Genomic DNA, 18845 nt, shown 5'->3' with positions numbered 1-18845 from the left:
CGGGGGGATATAGGGGGGATCTAGGGGGGGTGGGGGGGGATCGAAGCCGGTATTTTGCAAGAGCTTCTTTTCCCCAGCCGGAGATATCTCACCAAACACCAATAACAAATAACAAATAACGTTTTTTAATGATAAATAACCATAACAATTTACAGCCACAGAAGTTTTTGGCGGCGATCGCTCAGTTGCAGCGCCTGATCCAGTTAAAACCCGATGATGCCGAGGCTTATAAGGATTTGGGGAATGCCCTACAAGCCCTAGGAAAACTGCATGAGGCGAAACGGGCTTATTCCCTGGCGGTGGAAATTCAGCCAGATTTTGCGGCGGCTCATGCCAATATTGGCAATATTTATTATCTACAAGGGGAATTGGCGTCAGCGGTTGAATTTTATGAAAGGGCGATCGCGATTATTTATCAGGGAACGGGGAACGGGGAACAGGGGAGCAGGGGAGCAGGGGAGCGGGGGAGCAGGGGAGAAAAGAGGAAAGAGGAAAGAGGAAAGAGCAAAGAGGAAAATTCTCTCTTCTCTCTTCTCTCTCCTCTGCCCCTTATCCCCTCTGCTCCCTTGCTGGCGGGAATTTATGCCAATTTGGGGAATGTGCGACAGCAGCAAGGTCTGTTAGAGGAGGCGGTTGCTTGTTGGCAGCAGGCTTTGGCGATCGATGCCCGGTTTGGCAGTGGGCTGGATTGGAAGTTAGGAAATTTACTGTTGAGTTTGGGGCGGTATGGTGAGGCGATTGATTGTTATGAAAAGCTGATATCTCTAGATGAGAAGCGAAAGCAGCCCGATGAGTTGGCCAAACTCTATTCTAATTTAGGGACGGCGCGATTATATGACGGTCAGGTGGAGGGGGCGATCGCGGCATTTAAGCAAGCCTTAGAAATTCAGCCAGACTTGGCGGAGTTACATTGCAACTTGGGACTAGCCACGGGACGACTGGCGGCAACATCGGAGGATCTATTGTTAGCAAGCGATCGCTTTCAAGCCGCCGTGAGTTATTTTGTGCGATCGCTGGAATTAAAGCCCAGACTGATAGAAACCCATCGCGGTTTATTTGAATTGATCCGCACCTTTCAACCAGGCAACTGGGATTTATCCTCGGTCAGACAAGCAGCGGATCAATATTATGCATTTTGCCGTCAGTTAGGCCAAAATGAACCCGCCAAAGTTGTGGCGGCTACCGCAGGGGCGATCGCTTATCTCAAATCAGGAAATGCTGATATCGCCACCAAATTATTACAAGAAATTGAACCACAATTATCTCCAGAACAGTGGCATCCTTGGCTATCAGAAATCATCGATCTACTCTATTCCTCGCTTTTATTTTGTCGAAATCGGTTACGCGATGATTTAGCGGGTAATTCTCAAATTTCTCAATTAATTGGCGCTCAGTTTTCTCAGTATTTATCGCAAGTAGGGGCGAAGCATTCGGAAAATCAACTTTCGCCTGTTAGCGATCGCTCCTCAGCCCGAATGCTTCGCCCTTCTCCGTCGGAAAATCAACTTTCGCCTGTTAGCGATCGCTCCTCAGCCCGAATGCTTCGCCCTTCTCCGTCGGAAAATCAACTTTCGCCTGTTAGCGATCGCTCCTCAGCCAGAATGCTTCGCCCCTACAACAATGAAATGGTAAAAATTGGCTTCATTTCTGCCCATTTTCGGAGACATTCAGTAGGCTGGTGTAGCGCTGACATTATTACCGAATTATCCCAAATCACTCCCAATATTTACTTATATCAAACAGAAAAGACTAATAGCGATGATATCACGGATAAATTTAAACAAATTTCGGCTAAATTTTATCAACCATCTCAATTAAACACAGAAACCCAATGGAGACAAATAATCAAACAAATAGAGGAGGATGAATTAGACATTTTAATAGATTTAGATTCCCTGACAATTCCCCGTCACGCCGAAATTCTTCATTGCCAACCGGCGCCCGTATGTATTTCCTGGTTAGGATTTGATGCCCCATTTATTTCCGATAAAAATTACTTTTTGAGCGATCGGCATTGCCACCCTTCGGGAGTCGAACCCTATTATCGGGAACAACTGTTAAGAATGCCTGACTCTTTTGTGGCAGTAAGTGGCTTTGCCAGCGAACCTGTGGATCGTCAATCAAAACGGCAAGAAATGGGAATTGATTCAAGTCAGGTGGTGTATCTATGCGCTGCACCAGCCACTAAACTTAATCCCGAATTAGCCTTAGCCCAAATCAAGATAGTCAAACAAGTATCTCAGAGTATTTTAATTTATAAAGGAATAGGCGATATCCAGGTCATTCAGTCAGTTTATCAAGCTGCTTGTGCCGCAGAAAATGTGAGTTTTGAGCGGGTGAAATTTTTGCCCAGAAATCGGACAGAAGAAGAACATCGCACCATCTACCAAATTGCGGATATCTGCTTAGATTCTTATCCTTATAATGGGGGGACGCATAACCTAGAGGCTTTGTGGTTTCACTTACCCGTAGTGACACGCTTTGGGGAGCAATTTTTGGCAAGAATGGGGTATTCATGCTTAAAAACTTTGGGCATTTCCGCAGGGTTGGCTTCGAGTTGGGAAGAATATGTGGCATGGGGGATCAAATTAGGACAGGATTTGAATTTAAGAAATAGCATTCGGGAACAGTTGAAAAAATCCCAAGATCCAGAAAATTTATCCCCATTATGGAATCCCCAAAAGTTTGCCCAGGATATGTATAGAATATTTCAGCAACTACGTGGGAGTGAAATCAAATGAGCCAAGGAAATCAGGATCAGCTACATCCTTTAGCTGCTAAAGATCGGGCGATTGTTGAGAGTCTGCTTGATGGAGAACCTACGGATTATAATTTAGCAGAGTTAGCTAGATTAAGAATTCGGTATCGGGGCTTTCCCGGAGCTAAAGATATCCAAGCAGATTTAGAAAAATTGCTGGCTAAGTGGAATTTAACCGAAGAAGAACTGTTTGAATATACGCGAAAAATTCATGGTCTTGGCCATATTTATCGCCCTAAAAGCGATGAGGAAGATTGGATATAATATCTGGGAAATATCAACGCTAACAGGAGTTGAATTGAAGGAAAATCTTATGTTTTTTTAATAAATTTACGGCGATCGCGGGTGGATTATATGTAGTCAAGCAACACCTGTTAGATCAGGAATTTTGCCTCTGGAGTTTTAGATGCAAAACCGGGAATCAAGGGTGAATCTCTGGATTCAAGAGAATAGATTTCCCTAGAAGAGATTTTCCTGAAACCCGGTTTCTTTACCCCAGCAAAAAGAAAAAATCATGCCGACAGCAATTACCAATGAATTAGCAATCAATCGGAAAATTGTTGGTGAAAAAAACAATTTTTTGAGATTTACTTAATTTTCTGCTGCTTGCCGAATTGCATTCAGGGTAGGTTCTAAAGAATTCTTAAAAATATCATAAAAAAACGCGGCTGGAACCCCTGATGGCGGTTGAGCTTCTACTTGGTAGGTCAATAAGACTTGATTGGCACTACCATTACCACTGCCAACGGGTTCAATTTTCCAGTATCCTTGTAACTTGGATAAATCGCCACTAATTAAGTTAAAGTTAATTTGTTGTTGATAAGTTTCGCGATTTTGTGTCCGCATCCGAGTTTGGATAGGAACCCCAAATAACACCCGTTCAGAGATTTGTTCAATAATTTTGACGTTGCCATCGGCGGAAATCAATCGACTAGAAATCACATTGGGAATGAATTGATTAAAATTATTGTAATCCGTTAAAACCCGCCAAACTTCGGCAGGTGAAGCATTGATCCTCATTTGGGCGACATACTGACCATTTGCCCCAGTGACTTTTGTGGCATTTTTCTGATGATTAGCTTTTTGGGCGAGAATTAAAGGCTGATTTTCTGTAATCTGCTCTGCCCGGGCTGGATTTTTTAGGGGATTGGCAAGTAAGGAAAAGCAAGTCAAGTACCCAATAATAATTGCAACAGAGGAGATTTTCATCATTTTTATGTGTTTGGTGTGTTTGGTTTTTTAATAAAAACTCAACGAACGTTTGTTTTATTTATGATCAACCGATAATTGCCAGAAGTTACCCAGGAAAACTGAGAAAATCATGGTTGGGTTTTTAGGGTTGGGTTTCAGATCCCTCTACATGACCCAAGGTGAGGATTTTCTGCCAATGTTCTAGGGACAATGGCACAATTGAGAGTCGAGGAAGGCGAATTAAGTCACAATTGGATAATTCTGGTTGTGCTTTAATTTGTGCCAGGGTTACGGTTTGGGGCATGGGAAAACGCGATCGCAGATCCACGACCAGCCATTTTGGTTGATGGAAATTTGGATCGGGGTAGGGTTGACTGACGACTTCGGCCACGATGGCGGTTACCCGACGCTCACCACCTGTGTGATAAATGAAACCTAAATCGCCCACGTTCATGGTGGCCATATATTTCAGCGCCAGGTTATTTTTTACCCCATCCCAAATGGTGCAACCTTCTCGTAGCAAATCTTGATAAGAATACTGTTCCGGTTCAGTTTTTAACAACCAATAGGCCACCAGTTTTACTCCTGCTTCAGAAAGGCAAGTATTCCACAAGATATTCCACAAGACCGAAAATTAGAACTCGCCATCATCATATTGATGGCTCAAATCACCTCTAGCTTGCTCGGCATCTTGCTTGGAACCGAGAAGCTCCAGACGCTCTACGCGGATCACAGGTTTGGAACGAGAAACCCCTGATGCCCGATCTTGCCAATATTCAAATTTTAATGAACCTTGAACTCCGATTAAACTGCCTTTGCGGACATAACTACCGGCAACTTCTGCGGTTTTGTCCCACATTTCCAAATTAAACCAATCCGGTTCATCACTGTTGCGAGTTGGGCGATTCACCGCCAGGGCGAAATTGCATACGACCTTACCAGACTCAAAATATTTTACTTCGGGGTCTCTCCCCGCACGGCCTACCAGGGTGACAAGATTTAGACTCATATATTAGCTTCCGGATAAGATTGAGTGTTCTTGGGATTATTGGGATTATACTGACAAACAACAATTCATACTGAGGCAAAAAAATTACTGTCTCTGACTAGACTCAGAATAAAAAACGTAATAGAATCCACCTCAGTTAAATTTTTGTTACATTATACTCGCACAAGCATCATCTAAATGGGGGCGTAGAAGAGAGTGGGTTTTTTCAATCGCTTTTCTTTATCCAGGGACATGGGCATCGACCTGGGAACAGCAAATACATTGGTCTATGTGTCCGGTAAGGGGATTGTTCTCCAGGAACCTTCGGTAGTGGCGATCGACAAGCTAACCAAGGAGCCATTATCTGTCGGGGAAGATGCTAAAAAAATGCTGGGTCGAACCCCGGAAAACGTTATCGCCTTACGTCCCTTGCGCGATGGGGTGATTGCTGACTTTGATACCGCTGAACTAATGCTGAAATATTTCATCAAGCGTGTCAGTGAAGGCAGTTCCCTAGGACGTCCTCGGATTGTGATTGGCATTCCCAGTGGAGTCACGGGAGTTGAGCGTCGGGCAGTGATGGACGCAGCCATTCACGCCGGTGCTAAAGAAGTTTTTCTGATTGATGAACCTGTGGCGGCGGCGATCGGTGCAGGTTTACCCGTTGCCGATCCCACGGGTAATATGATTGTTGACATTGGTGGTGGCACCACGGAAGTGGCAGTTCTGAGTTTGCAAGGGACGGTTCTGAGTGAATCCGTTAGAATTGCTGGGGATGAACTGACGGAAGCGATTATTCAATATATGAAAAAGGTGCATAACCTGGTGATTGGAGAGCGCACTGCTGAAGACATTAAAATTCAGTTAGCCTCGGCTTATCCTACCGATGATGATGATGATGCGATGATGGAAGTCAGAGGTTTGCACCTGTTGTCTGGTTTACCACGAACTGTCACCATCAAAGGTCCCGAAATCCGGGAAAGCATGGCAGAACCCCTGGTGGTGATTGTGGAAGCAGTTAAACGGACGTTAGAACGAACTCCCCCGGAACTGGCATCGGATATTATCGATCGCGGCATTATGTTGGCTGGAGGCGGTGCTTTATTAAAAGGACTGGATACTTTAATTAGCCATGAAACGGGTATTGTGACTCATGTCGCGGCGGATCCCTTATGCTGCGTGGTGTTGGGCACCGGTCGTGTCCTAGAAAATTTCCAAGAACTCGGACGAGTCTTTAGTGCTCGCTCCACTTCTGTGTAGCCTATAGGCTAAACTTTGGAGGAATCAACGTCAACCGATTAATCATTGATGAAAATCTGCTGGGATCAAAACTGCAATATAAGCCTTTAAATATTTTAAATGTACACAATGCGTCGTTGGTGGGGCCGGTATAGTTCCCAACTGGTTTGGGCTAGTGTTGCTCTTGGTATTGCTTTGTTTATTCGCTATACCGAGGCAAGCCCCGTTTATCAAGTTTATGAGTGGCTGTCTCGTCCGTTTCAACTGAGTGAAACTGAGCGATCGCAGCTAACAAATGCCAAAATTGTGCAATTAGAGCAAAGAGTCGCCGTTTTAGAAAAAGAAAACAACAAGCTAGAAAAGCTATTGGGTTATGTTTCCCAAGACGCGAAAAGCTCAATTGTTGCCCCTGTAATTGGTCGCAGCGCCGATCGCTGGTGGCAACAGGTGACATTAGGTCGTGGGAGCAAACATGGGATTCGCAAAAATGATGTGGTGACCACGGAACCGGGCGTCGTGGTGGGATTAATTGAGAGCGTTACCCCAAATAGCAGTCAGGTTCTTTTGATTAGCGATCCAAGTTTTAAGGTAGGTGTGGCGGTTACACGGAGTCGCAATCTGGGCTTAATGCGCGGATCGAGAGGCTCCAAGGCGGTGATGGAGTTTTTTGATAAGTTACCCGATGTGAAACCAGGAGATGTGATTTCGACTTCTTCTCTGAGTCAACTATTTCCGGTGGGTTTACCCGTCGGCGTTGTGGAATCGCTGAACTTAAATGCCAGTCCAGCCCCTGAAGCGGTGATTAATTTATCCGCACCGATGAATGCCCTAGAGTGGGTGGTTGTTTCCCCATATGTGCAGAAATCTCCTGATTTGGTGAATGATGCCCTTTCAACTTCAGAGGAGATCCAATGAAAAGGTCATTAAAAAATTCATGGCTGGATTGGGTGTCTTATTTGCCAACAGAGCAACGGACGATGCTCAACACTGGGGTGACGATTGCCTCGGTGTTTTTGTGTTTATTGTTGTTGCCGACTCGTTTCCCTGGAATGGAATTGCTGCATATTGCTCCTGACTGGCTGTTGATTTGGGTGGTGACTTGGAGTATTCAGCGCACCCCCACCCAAGCTTGTTTTATGGGGGTGATTCTGGGTTTGCTACAAGATGGGATGACGGCACATTGGCCGACTCATGCCCTGAGTTTGGCATTGGTGGGATTGCTCAGTAGTTATTTACAAAAACAGCGCTTGATTCTAGATGATTTTGTCTCGGTAGCCCTGGTGGTGTTCGGCATGGCAATTGTGGCTGAAACGGTGCTGGCTTTACAATTTGGGATAATTGGCGATCGCCCCTTGAATGATATTTGGATCGATCACCAACGAATTGCTCTGGCTTCAGCGATTTTGAGTAGTCTTTGGGCTCCAGCCATCTATTTGCCTCTGAGTCATTGGTGGAAGTTAATCAACCCAAATAATTAACCGCAATATTAACCGCAATATTAACCGCAATATTAACCGCAATATTAACCGCAATATTAACCGCAATATTAACCGCAATATTAAGCGGAATGGTTGATCGGAATCATTCATGTTAGGCGGATACTAGCTCGGCACATCCAATGATCGATTGGACGGCACTGAGTAAATCCGTTTTAATTTTGTCGGGATGAAATTGCTGCAAATACCAGGCACTCCGAATGCCACAAGTTAGGCCAATGGTGGGAATTTTTAGGGCTTGACCCGCAAGAATATCGGCTTCGGTATCTCCCACCATCCAGCAGAGAGAAACGTCAGGCTGACTATATTTGGCCATTGCTTCGGCTAAGAGGTCGGTTTTGAGTTGGGCGTAGTTTTGATAGGCGGCATGGCGATCGCGTGTGCCGTAAATATCCGTAAATAATTTGGCTAATCCCGTGTTGTGCAAAATTTCTTTCACTTGTGATTGATGCCGCAACGTCACCAGCACTAACCGATATCCGCGAGTATGCAGCAAAGCCAGAGCCCATCTCACCCCCGGTTGCAGGGTGTCTTTCTCCAGTAAGTCCGGCTGATTGACAATCTCTTTAACTTGCTGCAAAAACAGGGGAATATATGGTTCAGTTAAACCGGATTGGCTGGCAATTTCTGCATCGGGAATCCGATCGCGCTTCATTTGCCAGAATTGGGCTTGACTGAGAACAAAGAGGTCTAAGCGATCGCCTCTTGATTGTGCGATCGCTTCAATACTCTTTAACCCTTGTTGATAAGTGGTGTAGTACCGTTCGGAAACATCAACAATCGGACCGTCAAAGTCACAAAACACCGTCATAGTGTACTTACAACCAGATGCTTGTTGACTACTCCACTTTTGTCTCTGGTAGTCAAAGGCGGGATAACCTTTCATAACTTAACGTCCTTCTGCCCAAATTTTTACATATCTTTACACTAACGAAAAACTGCACAATTGTCATCCCTAATTTTTCATGTGTCATCGGTAATTTTTCATCGGTAATTTTTCAGACCAAATCTCTGGGTTCATTTGTTCCTAATTTCGGTCATTCCCGAACAGCCAAGGGTGGTAGCATTATCAGTCTAATAAATAAAAATAAATAAAAATCAATAAATAAAAAAGGAACAAGTTTAATCACCTGCCCCCTTTAAATTAAGAAAATTTATGTCATCTAAAAGTTATGAAAATCAAAAGATTATTCTGCGTATTCTACCTAAGCATAAGCTCATACCCGCTTACGCAGTGAACTGCTACGAATTTTAGCCGTTTCGTTATTCGGCTCATATTTCAAAGCATTTTCATAAGCTTCTAATGCCTGAACCGTTAAAGTTTTTCGTTCATAAGAATAGCCCAAGTTATTCCAAGCAACTACATAGTCTTCTTGACATTTTAAAGCTTGTTTATATTGGCGAATGGCTATATCATACTGTTCCAAAGCAGCATAAGCAAAGCCCAAAGCATTGTAAATTAAAGCTAAATTTTCATTTTCTAAATCTTTGAATTTCAATGCTTTTTGAAACATTTGTACCGATTGAGAATATAGTTTTTTATCTAAATAAATGCTGCCCAATTCATAATAATCTTGTGGGCTGGCTTTATCACTATTGATTTTTTTTTGTAATTTAGATAGTTGATTTTCTAACTGGCGGGTTTTAAAGATTTGTCGGATCACAAATCCGGCAACGATCGCCAGAAATCCTAGCAAAACTGAGAGGTAGAGAATCCCTAAAGAGTTATCCATAACGGTGCAAAATAGCTGATGTATGTGTGCAATATCGGGTTGTTGGAGCCGGGGTTCTTGTGCGGGGGAGCGGGGGGGCAGAGGAGCGGGGGGGGCAGAGGAGCGGGGAAGCGGGGGAGAAGCAATAATTGATAATTAATAATTAACTATCAACAATCAACTATCAAATATCAAGAATTAATTAAAAGTTAATGATATGTTATTTTTCGCTTGCAGGCGGAAGCGGTAAGCCCCAGGATTTCGTGCGTGCTAAAAGCCAGCCGTCTGCTTGCAGTGCCGCGATCGCCTGATTCACTTTTGCCCGCAAGTCGGCATACTGTTGTCCTTTGGGCATCACCACGGCTAGTGGTTGGGTGCCGAGTTGCACCGGGAGCAAAGAATATTCTGGATATTCTTGCACCCAACCCGTGAGAACGCTGGCATCGCCTGCAAAAGCAGTGGCTTGACCCGCTTCTAGGAGGGAATACCCTTGTTGATAAGAATCAACGCCAACCAGTTGTGCGGCAGGAAAGTGATAGCGGATGATCGAGATCGTGCTGGAACCATTGAGTACCGCAATCTTTTGACCGGACAAGGGACTGGACAAGCTTGGGACTCGGTTAAGTACATCAGAAACCTTTGTCTTACTGACCAACGCCGTGCCATCTAGATAATAAGGAAGACTAAAATCGACCAACCGAGAGCGGACTCGGTTTGCCGTCACAGAGGCGATCGCCAGATCGACTTGATGGTTAAAAACCACTGATAGCCGATTCACATTAGATACCGGCTCTAATTTCACCGCATTGGAGTCTCCCAAAAGTTCGGCTGCCAAGCGACGAGCCAAATCAATTTCTAATCCTTGTAAGGTTCCGTCAGGGCTGCGAAAACCTAGGGGTCTTAAATTATCTTTGACCGCCACAATCAGAGTTCCACGCTGCAATATTTCCGGCCACTGGGCTGTATGCCCTGGTAATGGGAACCCTGCGAAAATTGGCGACAATACCAGACTTAAGCAGAGTCCCCAACCAAAAAACTGAGTGATTTTAGATTTCAGAGAATTTGAGATTTGCTCTGCCAAATTCTCGGTGACAACTAGGTGGACAACTAGGTGGACAACTAGCTGGACAACTAGCTGGACAACTAGGTGGACAACTAGGTGCCATTGGTGCCAAAATCTAAAATTTCCGATCCGGGCGGAAATCTTGTTCGTTTGACTGTTCGTTTGACGTTGGATGCAATGTCTTGTGGGCAAACACTCTCCCTGCCAGCGATTCCTAAGCGCGACCTTGACCAGCCAGTTCGACCACTTTGGCAAAGGTTTCCGGATCCAATACAGCCAGGTTCGCTAACATCTTGCGATTGATTTGAATATTGGCTTTTTTCATGTTGCCAATCAGTTGGCTGTAGCTCATACCATTTTGTCTGGATGCGGCGTTGATCCGAGCAATCCAAAGACGACGAAAATCGCGTTTCCGCTTGCGGCGATCGCGATAGGCACTTCGGAGAGCCTTCATCACCTGCTGATTAGCGGTGCGGAACAATTTCGAGTGAGAACCCCGAAATCCTTTAGCGAGTTTAAGAATTTTGTTGCGGCGTTTACGAGCCACATTACCGCGTTTTACTCTAGTCATTGTTTTTTAGTTGTTAGTTAGTTATTGCAAGGGTTAACGGTTAATGGTTGACGGTTATTGATTGACGGTTATTGGTTAACGGTTATTGGTTAACGGTTAGTCGTTGATAGTTCACCATCAACACTCAACCATGATTTTTTACAAATAAGGCAGCATCAAACGCACGTTTTCGGCATCGCGCTCATCGACGACGACGACTTTAGACAGATGATTTTTCCGTTTGGTGGGTTTGTGTTGCAGTAAGTGGCTCTTGAAAGCTTTGCGACGCATAATCTTGCCACTGCCAGTTGCTCTAAAGCGCTTGGCCGCTGATTTGCGGGTTTTGAGTTTAGGCATGAACTTGTTTTAATTGATTAATTCGGCACAATCGATAATTATACGATGATCGTTCCCTATTTAACAAGAGGATAATCGAGAAGTTGCGATCGCTGATGGACGAACGCTTCGTGAACCGCCGCTTCTTTCCCCGCCCTAAGAAAGTATTGAACCAAGAGCGGGGATTAGCGGACAAGGTTTTTGCGGGCTGAGTGCTTCGGTTTTGCTCCAAGTCAAAGGGGCATTGACGGCGGCGGACATCCACAGCAATCGCTTGGCTCTGGTCATCGCTACATAAAGTAAGCGAAATTCTTCACTGATTTTCAAAGTTGCCGCTTGTTTCCAGGCATCCATGACATCAGGGATGGGGACGCCGTGTAATTGAGCGCGAATTTGCGATCGGGCGACCTCAGATAAAGAAAAATCCCCCAGAAACTGGGCTTGAGGTTGCACCCGCAAACGACCAGGAATCATGTTTTCATGCAAAAACGGGATAAATACATAGTCCCAATCCAAACCTTTCGCTTTATGCATGGTAATGATGGTGAGCTTGCCCGGTTGGGTATATAAAGATTCTGCTTCGCCCTCAGCAGAATCCACGGACTCAAAGCTTTCGGTGCTGACAATTTCGTTAAGGACTTCGATGCGGGTGGCAATTGAGTTGTCTTGGTAGCTTTGGAGGGCGACTCGTTCGGCTAATTTGTCAGCGGTGGCGAGTTCGGCCTGATTGTATCCTAACTCTAAGGCTAAGTAGGAAATTAGCTGAGATGAGGGGAGTTCGGTTTTGGCTTGCAGTAGGTTGAGACAAAATTGCCGCACTTTTTGGACTTGTGGGGTTTGTGGTGGGGTCAATGGCCCAGGATAGAGGAATTGTTCGGGGCGGCTGGCCAGGGTGTTGATATCTTGGACGGGAATGATCCGGCGGTCTACTAAGACTCGCAAGGCATTTTTTAGGTAGTCCTGTGAATGGGGTCGGTGAACAAATTTCATTAATGCCAGGATTTCTACGGGGATATGGGAGAGGCGATGGGCTGAAGCCACTTCATACAGTTCGATGCCATTGGCGACCAAATCTACATCAATGCCATAACTTTGAGGATTTCTGAGCACTTTGGCGATAAATTCTCCTTGGCGGTTTTCTCGGACTAAGATTGCCGCTGTCTTATCTCGATCTTGAGAATATAAACGTATAATCCGTTGACCGATTAATTCGATGGTTTGGTAAATATCTTCTGGGGTGTAAATTTCCACTCCCCCACCCGTGGCTGGCGGGTTGGCTGACCGTTGCGGATCGTCCGCTCCCACTGGTTTAATTTCCAGGGGACTAAAGGGGTTTTCGGCTTGGGCTTCTGGTTCTGCCTCTGTTACCTCTGTGCCTCTGTGGTTCATGTTTTGGTAGGGGCGCAATGGTTGCGCCCCCAATGCTTGCGCCCCCAATGCGGGCGCCTCTGTGTAATTTTGATTGACCCATTCCACCATTAAGTTGGCCCAGTCGATAATTTTCTGGGTGCTGCGACCGGCTTGATCCATTCTCGCCCTTGTGCCCTGGGCTTCACATTCGGCGCAAAAGCGGCGAAAATAAATCGGATCGGCGGGGGTGAAGGTGCTGTTAATGGCTTGATTAGTATCTCCGACTCGGATTAAGTTGGGGGGTTTTTCTGGGGCGTCAGGATCGGACGCCAAAATTTCTAGAATTTCCGTTTGTAGAGGGGTCGAGTCTTGGGCTTCGTCTTCAAAGACGGCAAATACTTGCTGTTGCCAGTGTCGGCGGGCGGCTTCGTTTTCTAGGACTCGTTTGGCCGCAATGATCATGTCGTCATAGCTGATTAGTTCTTGCGATCGCAGTAGGGCATCGTATTCTTCATAAAGTCCGGCGGCAATGGAGAGGATTTCATAATGATCTCCGGGAATTTCTGCGGCGAGTTGGCGCAAGTCTTCAGGTAATAAACCAGAAGATTTGGCTTCGTGAATTACGGTATCAGCTAATTCCGGCAATACCTCAGTTCGCAACACGGACTGACGCCGTAACCGTTCGGTTTCTTCTCCGTCAAATTGTTTTCCTTCGAGCAGTTTTTGATATTGCCGGGGATGGGCAATTAACCACCGTTCTACCGCTGTCCGAATTAATCGGTGACTTTTGTTGGGTGTGATTAAGGCAGAATTGTCTAAGTTTAGCCCGGATAAGTCGGGATGATGACTGGCAATATTTAAAGCTAATCCATGCAAGGTATAAACATAAAAGCCAATTTGAGGTAAGCGTAATTTTTCCAGGGTTTGCTGGATTTTGGCTTTTATGTTGGCAGCCGCCGATCGGGTAAAAGTGACGATAATCAGGTAATTTCGCTGATGGAGTTGATGACGTGCGATCGCCAGTGCCGCTGCATCAGCCATTCCTTTGGTCTTACCTGCTCCGGGAACCGCTGATACGGCCAATGTCCCCCCTTTCCAGTCCGCCATAGACCTTTGTCCGGGTCGCAATCCATTGTAAATACTTTGTATGATGTTTTCTCTGTCGATTTCGATTCTAGGGGTGCTTCCCGAAGCGCCCTCTGAGATTATGGGTGAGATTATGGGTGTTTTGGTCATGGGTTAATCATTTTCACCACCATTAGCTGGCTCAAATTATAATGCTATTGGGTTTTATCTGGGCTGTGAGGAAATTTATGAAAAAATTACTGTTTCTTTGTACCGGCAATTACTATCGTAGTCGCTTTGCGGAACATTTGTTTAATCATTTAGCCGTCAAAGCTGGATTAGATTGGCAAGCAGATTCTCGCGGGTTGGCGTTAGAACGGGGAGTTAATAATGTTGGGCCAATTTCTCGTTATGCGATCGCCCAATTAGCTGAATTAGGTTTGACGGTATCAGCAACAGAACGATTTCCCCTGCCCGCAAGTGATGCGGATTTTGCCACCTGCGATCGGGTGATTGCCTTGGATGAATTAGAACATCGTCCTTTAATGCGCGATCGCTTTCCTCAGTGGGAAGCCGCCGTAGAATATTGGCTAGTTCACGATGTAGAAATTACTCCGGCAACTACTGCCTTGCCAGAAATTGCCAAACGGATTCGGCAATTAGTGGCAGAACTTAACTAAAAAAGCCGAAAAAATCAATTTATCTGAGTAAAAAATAATTTAAATTAGGCGTAAAAATTCACAATTACTTGGAGGACATACATCCCCATCATATTTTTTTGGTTCTATTCCAATAATTTTTAATAATAAACCGACGGGCTTAAAGACATAGCAATGCCGCGTTCTGAAGGTCGTAAATTTCTTAAAGGCGAAGCATTCGGGCAAAATATTAGCGATATAAGTCAACATTGTTGCCCGAATGCTTCGCTATTGCCAATATGAGATCGACCCAATTATTTTAATTTATCAGCATCAATCCACACAATAAAAACCCACTCGAAGTTCTTCAACTTCTTGGATATAACAGTCAAATCCCCTGGCTTTAGCGTTCCATTGAATCGGTTCAGCATCAACCATTCCCAGAACGCGGTCAGCTTCTTCGTGATTTACCCCTGGTGCATAGCGTGTGTGACATTTTGCTTTCAGGTTATTTGCCTTCGCATAGTCCATAAATAATTTGATCGCTTCCCTTAACTCAAGCGCTGTATTATCTTTCCAAGTTCGGCCATCTTCCGTGATGACAACAGTCGCTTTGCCATTAGCGATCTGTAGATTATGCTGCTCCCAGTCAATTGTCATAATTAACTGTGCTTTACACAGGTTGGAACTATCTAACCCGTAAACATTGACTTCACGAATCCACTGATATTCTATCCCTTTCAAAATGGAATTTTCTATTGCATAATCAGAAAGGTCTGTTGTTCTCACAAGTGCTATCTTGACCTGTGATTTGATTATCTCGATTCTGGTGCAAGTTATTGACTTGGTATAAGTAACTGTCCTGGCCATTTTTAGTTAAACCTCAAATGATTGATGAGTTGACCGGATTGAAGCAAATGTTTACCAGCTTTTACTAGGTCGGAAAACTGAAAATGTTGATTTAAATCTGGCTCTCTCGCATCATAACGATCCGTAATATATTCTATAGATCTGCGACTTACCCCTACTTTTTGAATTGATTTCCAAAGCTCATCATCTATCAGACTAGATTTCAGATGGGAAAAGAAAGCAATGGGTTGAGATGAAAATTCTCTCACCAGGGCTTGGCATTCTGAAAAACTAAGTTCTGAAAAAATGCCCTGAACTATTTCTGCTTTCTCTTCTAAAGTTGGCTTCCACTCAAATGCCGTCATTCGGCCAGCACGAACCAGAGGTTCATACAACTTGGTGAAATCATTACCCGTGATAACAATTGGAATGCGTTTAGTCGGGATTCCTGCTACTAAATTTGGGTAATCGACAAGGTGCATCAGTTCACCAAAAACGGTTTGTGTGTTCACGGTGTACTGAACCATATCTCCCCAATTGCCTAATCCTGTATCTACGTCATTGATTAGCACAACGGCGGCTTTACACTTACCCTTTTCAATACAATCACTTGCTTGCAGATAAGTGTCTCTAACCAGTTGAGCCGGTTTTCCCGAATCAGGACTTTCTAGCTGTCCGCCAGATATTAAGAATGCCTGAACCCCAATTTCAGTTAAAATTTGTTCGCATTGGTAGGTTTTTCCATCTCCTGATGCTCCATGAATCCCCAACAAAAGTGGCACCCGACCGGCAACGCTTTTCATTAAATTTTTGACGATGTGAAGCTCTAAGACTCGTTTAAATCTTTCTGGTATAAAAATTTTATGATTCATCTTGTTCATCGATTACCTCACCGCCAGCGCGAATAATTTGAATTCTCCGAGTTGCGTCTTCAATTCGTTTTTGCCAATAACTTTTTTCTGGTTCTTTGGGAGTTTGTTGCCATGCTTCCGCGTTCTGGTTAATTTCTTGTTGTGGATTCTCAGGAACTGGGGGTTCAGGTTGTTTATGTGGATATTTATTCGGATCGACTGGTTTCCAGCCATCAGGAATATCGTTCGACTCCGGCAAACGCAATTCTTGACGCCTTTGGGCTATAATTTTATGTAACCGTTCCAGGCGAGCGTCCTTGGGATCTTTGAGGAATGGCAAGCTAGGCCCTGACAATGGTTTTAACTCGATTGTTTCATTTGTTAATTTTATGTCTTTGTCTCTGGCGGCTAAAATTTTAATTTCAGTAAGAATTTCAGCGATCATAGCCTGTAATTCTTGCTCTTGACGGTTTAGTTGATGCTTTTTAACCTCCACCGTCACTATACGAGTTACTTCTCTTTTTAATTCTTCCTTATTGACTGCTGTGGTCTGACCATTCACCATATTAACTATGATGCCAGACAGGGCAGCACTAGCCGTGTTAAAGATGAAAGATGCTGCTAAAGGATCCATTTGTTTTAGCCCTTTTTCCATGACTCATTTATTCTATGCTAACGACAAAAAATCATATTTGTCAAAAAAAAGTGTCATTTTTTATCATGATTTTTAGCTAAATTTTTTGCCTAAAAAACATCACTTTTCAGCAAAAAATATCAGAAAAAATCAGCAAATTTAAGAAAATCTCACAAAATATCACAAAAATTTGCTATAATACCCGCAATCTCTGTATTTACTTGGATATGGATATTAACGAAGCCTTAAGGGTCGCTGACGAGCTAGTTTTAGCCAAAACCGGCAAGCATTTAGATAATCTGCAACAAGAAATCTTGCGGGGAAGTTGGCAAGGCAAAAAATATTCCCAGATTGCTAAGGAATTTAAATGTGGCGATCGCCATGTGGGTAATGTGGCTTCAAAGTTATGGCAAATGATTTCAGAAATATTAGAGGAAAATGTCACCAAGTCTAGGGCGTGTCATCAATTGGAAGACTTGACAAAAAGCAGGAGAAATGCAGAGGTAGAAGCAGAAAACTTTTTAGATCATCAGGTGAATTATGCGCCGTTACGCTCTCAGAGACGACCAATGGGAAAAAATTGAGCCTCTGCTTCCGGGCAGAAAAGGACATGTCGGAGTTACGGCCAAAGATAATCGTCTCTTTGTTGAAGCAGTTCTCTATCGCTATCGTGCCGGTATTCCTTGGCGTGATTTACCCGACAGATTTGGTGATTTTAGGGTGATTCACACTCGATTTAGTCGTTGGTGTCGTTCTGGGGTGTGGGAGAATATCTTCGAGTTACTGGCAGAAGATGCGGATGATGAATATGCCATGATTGATAGTACGATTGTGCGAGCCCATCAACACAGTGCCGGGGCGGAAAAAAAGGGGGAGAAGACCAAGCCATTGGACGTAGCAAAGGGGGGTTGAGCACTAAGATTCATGCCACTTGTGATGCACTGGGGAATCCGACCGGATTTCATTTAACTGCGGGGCAAGCCCATGACTTAGAGGGAGCGGATGTCTTGTTACCAGAGATAGAAGCGGAGGCAGTTTTAGCAGACAAAGCATATGATGCAGATGAGCGAGTTCGAAAGCGATATCTTCCGCCAAAAAATGTGAGGCGGTGATTCCCTCAAAAGGGAATCGCACAGTCTCTTACCCATATGACAAAGAGCTTTATAAAGCCCGTCATTTAATTGAGAACTTTTTTGCCCGTCTGAAGCAATATAGAGCGATTGCAACTCTTTATGATAAGACTGCTCGTAATTTTTTAGGAGCAATTTATCTCATCGCTTCTGTCATTTGGCTTAATTGATGACACGCCCTAGTTTTAGATCCGCCATTGAAAGATATCATATTTCTCAATCTTCTAATTTCCTGAGTTTTAACTTTGTCCAAAGAGGTAGCATCAACGTTTGTACCGAACCCATACATCATTCAAAAGCTAAACAAAACTCACCCCCTCCTCCACCATCAACTGAAGAAAGTCCTCAAGACAAACCCAGATTAAATTTAAGAGATGCACCAGCGATCGCCAAATTTTATCATCGCACTTGTGAACTCACTACCCTGGAAAACTGGATTAGCCAAAAACAATGTCGCCTCGTAGCTATTTTGGGAATTAGTGGTACTGGCAAAAGCGCGATCGCCCGTCATTTAATTACCCAAATTCAGACTCAATTTGATTGCATTTTCTGGCATAGCCTCCGCACTTTTCCAACCCTAGAAACCACCCTGAAAAAAATAATTGAATTTATTTGCGATCGCCCAGTCACAGACTTGCCCGATCGCATAGAGGCTCAACTGGCAATATTGCTGGAATATTTACGCAATTCTCGGTGTCTAATAATTTGCGACGACGGGCAACAACTTTTTCAGAGTGAGCAACTTTCAGGCACTTATAAAACAGGTTATGAAAATTACGGAACTTTTTTTAAAATCCTGGGAGAAATGGAGCATAATAGTTGTCTAATTTTCACCAGTTCGGAACCGGCTTTAGAAATGCTCACTTTTCCACCGGATTATCAGGGAGTACAGGTTTTATATCTCACCGGGGTCAGTGAAGCCGCTGCCAGAGAAATTCTCCAACAAAATGATTTATTAGGGCGTGTCATCAATTGGAAGACTTGACAAAAAGCAG

20 protein-coding genes and 1 pseudogene are annotated in these 18845 nt (G+C 44.2%); 9 read left to right on the top strand and 12 right to left on the bottom strand.

Annotated features, from left to right (window positions below; all coding sequences use genetic code 11):
• The first annotated feature begins 128 nt into the window (after positions 1-128).
• Both ABWT76_RS17425 and ABWT76_RS17420 read left to right on the top strand, forming a co-directional pair.
• Positions 129-2741 (top strand): tetratricopeptide repeat protein, encoded by a 2613-nt coding sequence (locus ABWT76_RS17425; RefSeq protein ID WP_354634680.1) that lies wholly within the window; start codon positions 129-131, stop codon positions 2739-2741.
• Positions 2738-3022 carry a DUF3288 family protein gene (locus tag ABWT76_RS17420; protein WP_054466218.1) on the top strand — a complete coding sequence of 95 codons (285 nt, stop codon included), beginning with the start codon at positions 2738-2740 and terminating at the stop codon, positions 3020-3022. The genes ABWT76_RS17425 and ABWT76_RS17420 overlap by 4 nt, the downstream gene beginning before the upstream one ends.
• A gap of 327 nt (positions 3023-3349) precedes the next feature.
• Here ABWT76_RS17420 and ABWT76_RS17415 read toward each other — a convergent pair whose 3' ends face one another.
• The 3 genes from ABWT76_RS17415 to ABWT76_RS17405 form a co-directional block, all read right to left on the bottom strand.
• Entirely contained in the window at positions 3350-3970 is a 621-nt protein-coding gene (locus ABWT76_RS17415) for an SRPBCC family protein (RefSeq protein WP_054466219.1), read from the bottom strand.
• 121 nt (positions 3971-4091) lie between these two features.
• Positions 4092-4523 (bottom strand): EVE domain-containing protein, encoded by a 432-nt coding sequence (locus ABWT76_RS17410; protein ID WP_054466220.1) that lies wholly within the window; start codon positions 4521-4523, stop codon positions 4092-4094.
• Between the two features lie 60 nt (positions 4524-4583).
• Positions 4584-4958, bottom strand: coding sequence for a single-stranded DNA-binding protein (locus tag ABWT76_RS17405; RefSeq protein ID WP_054466221.1), 375 nt, complete (start codon positions 4956-4958; stop codon positions 4584-4586).
• A 231-nt stretch (positions 4959-5189) separates the two neighbouring features.
• Between ABWT76_RS17405 and ABWT76_RS17400 the strand changes: the two genes are divergently transcribed.
• The 3 genes from ABWT76_RS17400 to mreD all read left to right on the top strand — a co-directional run bounded on the left by ABWT76_RS17400 (position 5190) and on the right by mreD (position 7654).
• Positions 5190-6197: a rod shape-determining protein gene (locus tag ABWT76_RS17400; protein WP_054466222.1), complete on the top strand. Its 1008-nt coding sequence runs from the start codon at positions 5190-5192 to the stop codon at positions 6195-6197.
• 99 nt (positions 6198-6296) lie between these two features.
• A complete protein-coding gene (gene mreC, locus ABWT76_RS17395) occupies positions 6297-7091 on the top strand; it encodes a rod shape-determining protein MreC (RefSeq protein WP_190878865.1) in 795 nt (264 codons plus the stop codon).
• Positions 7088-7654: a rod shape-determining protein MreD gene (mreD, locus tag ABWT76_RS17390; protein ID WP_190878866.1), complete on the top strand. Its 567-nt coding sequence runs from the start codon at positions 7088-7090 to the stop codon at positions 7652-7654. Before mreC ends, mreD begins: the two co-directional genes overlap by 4 nt.
• 112 nt (positions 7655-7766) lie before the next feature.
• Here the strand turns inward: mreD and ABWT76_RS17385 are convergent, their stop codons facing one another.
• The 6 genes from ABWT76_RS17385 to ABWT76_RS17360 form a co-directional block, all read right to left on the bottom strand.
• Complete coding sequence (locus ABWT76_RS17385) at positions 7767-8558, bottom strand: HAD family hydrolase (RefSeq protein ID WP_054466225.1); 792 nt, start codon at positions 8556-8558, stop codon at positions 7767-7769.
• A 331-nt stretch (positions 8559-8889) separates the two neighbouring features.
• Positions 8890-9405, bottom strand: a complete 516-nt coding sequence (locus ABWT76_RS17380) for a tetratricopeptide repeat protein (RefSeq protein ID WP_190878867.1) — start codon at positions 9403-9405, stop codon at positions 8890-8892.
• Positions 9406-9604: 199 nt separating this feature from the next.
• Entirely contained in the window at positions 9605-10639 is a 1035-nt protein-coding gene (locus ABWT76_RS17375) for a transporter substrate-binding domain-containing protein (protein WP_313890672.1), read from the bottom strand.
• Positions 10640-10661: 22 nt separating this feature from the next.
• Positions 10662-11018, bottom strand: coding sequence for a 50S ribosomal protein L20 (gene rplT, locus ABWT76_RS17370; RefSeq protein WP_054466227.1), 357 nt, complete (start codon positions 11016-11018; stop codon positions 10662-10664).
• Between the two features lie 138 nt (positions 11019-11156).
• Complete coding sequence (rpmI, locus tag ABWT76_RS17365) at positions 11157-11354, bottom strand: 50S ribosomal protein L35 (RefSeq protein ID WP_054466228.1); 198 nt, start codon at positions 11352-11354, stop codon at positions 11157-11159.
• A 135-nt stretch (positions 11355-11489) separates the two neighbouring features.
• Entirely contained in the window at positions 11490-13919 is a 2430-nt protein-coding gene (locus ABWT76_RS17360) for an ATP-dependent helicase (protein WP_082348841.1), read from the bottom strand.
• 77 nt (positions 13920-13996) lie between these two features.
• Here ABWT76_RS17360 and ABWT76_RS17355 point away from each other — a divergent pair, with 77 nt between their 5' ends.
• Positions 13997-14428, top strand: a complete 432-nt coding sequence (locus tag ABWT76_RS17355; protein ID WP_054466229.1) for a low molecular weight phosphatase family protein — start codon at positions 13997-13999, stop codon at positions 14426-14428.
• Positions 14429-14719: 291 nt separating this feature from the next.
• On the opposite strand, the gene ABWT76_RS17350 is transcribed toward ABWT76_RS17355, so the two are convergent.
• The 3 genes from ABWT76_RS17350 to ABWT76_RS17340 form a co-directional block, all read right to left on the bottom strand.
• Complete coding sequence (locus ABWT76_RS17350; RefSeq protein ID WP_156331703.1) at positions 14720-15175, bottom strand: hypothetical protein; 456 nt, start codon at positions 15173-15175, stop codon at positions 14720-14722.
• A gap of 83 nt (positions 15176-15258) precedes the next feature.
• Complete coding sequence (locus ABWT76_RS17345; protein WP_054466231.1) at positions 15259-16107, bottom strand: AAA family ATPase; 849 nt, start codon at positions 16105-16107, stop codon at positions 15259-15261.
• A complete protein-coding gene (locus ABWT76_RS17340; protein WP_156331704.1) occupies positions 16097-16720 on the bottom strand; it encodes a hypothetical protein in 624 nt (207 codons plus the stop codon). The genes ABWT76_RS17345 and ABWT76_RS17340 overlap by 11 nt, the downstream gene beginning before the upstream one ends.
• 227 nt (positions 16721-16947) lie before the next feature.
• On the opposite strand from ABWT76_RS17340, the gene ABWT76_RS17335 reads away from it, so the two are divergent.
• From ABWT76_RS17335 to ABWT76_RS17325, 3 genes and pseudogenes are all read left to right on the top strand, one after another.
• Positions 16948-17304: a hypothetical protein gene (locus ABWT76_RS17335; RefSeq protein WP_354634679.1), complete on the top strand. Its 357-nt coding sequence runs from the start codon at positions 16948-16950 to the stop codon at positions 17302-17304.
• Positions 17261-18020, top strand: a pseudogene (locus tag ABWT76_RS17330) (IS5 family transposase). The gene ABWT76_RS17335 and the pseudogene ABWT76_RS17330 overlap by 44 nt, the downstream one beginning before the upstream one ends.
• Positions 18020-18835, top strand: coding sequence for an NB-ARC domain-containing protein (locus ABWT76_RS17325; RefSeq protein WP_354634678.1), 816 nt, complete (start codon positions 18020-18022; stop codon positions 18833-18835). Before ABWT76_RS17330 ends, ABWT76_RS17325 begins: the two are co-directional and overlap by 1 nt.
• The last annotated feature ends 10 nt before the right edge of the window (positions 18836-18845 follow it).

Source organism: Planktothricoides raciborskii GIHE-MW2 (assembly GCF_040564635.1).
In the GTDB taxonomy this organism is placed as follows: Bacteria; Cyanobacteriota; Cyanobacteriia; order Cyanobacteriales; family Laspinemataceae; genus Planktothricoides; species Planktothricoides raciborskii.
The sequence above is the reverse complement of the archived record's forward strand: the minus strand, read 5'-3'. Positions and strand labels throughout refer to the sequence as shown.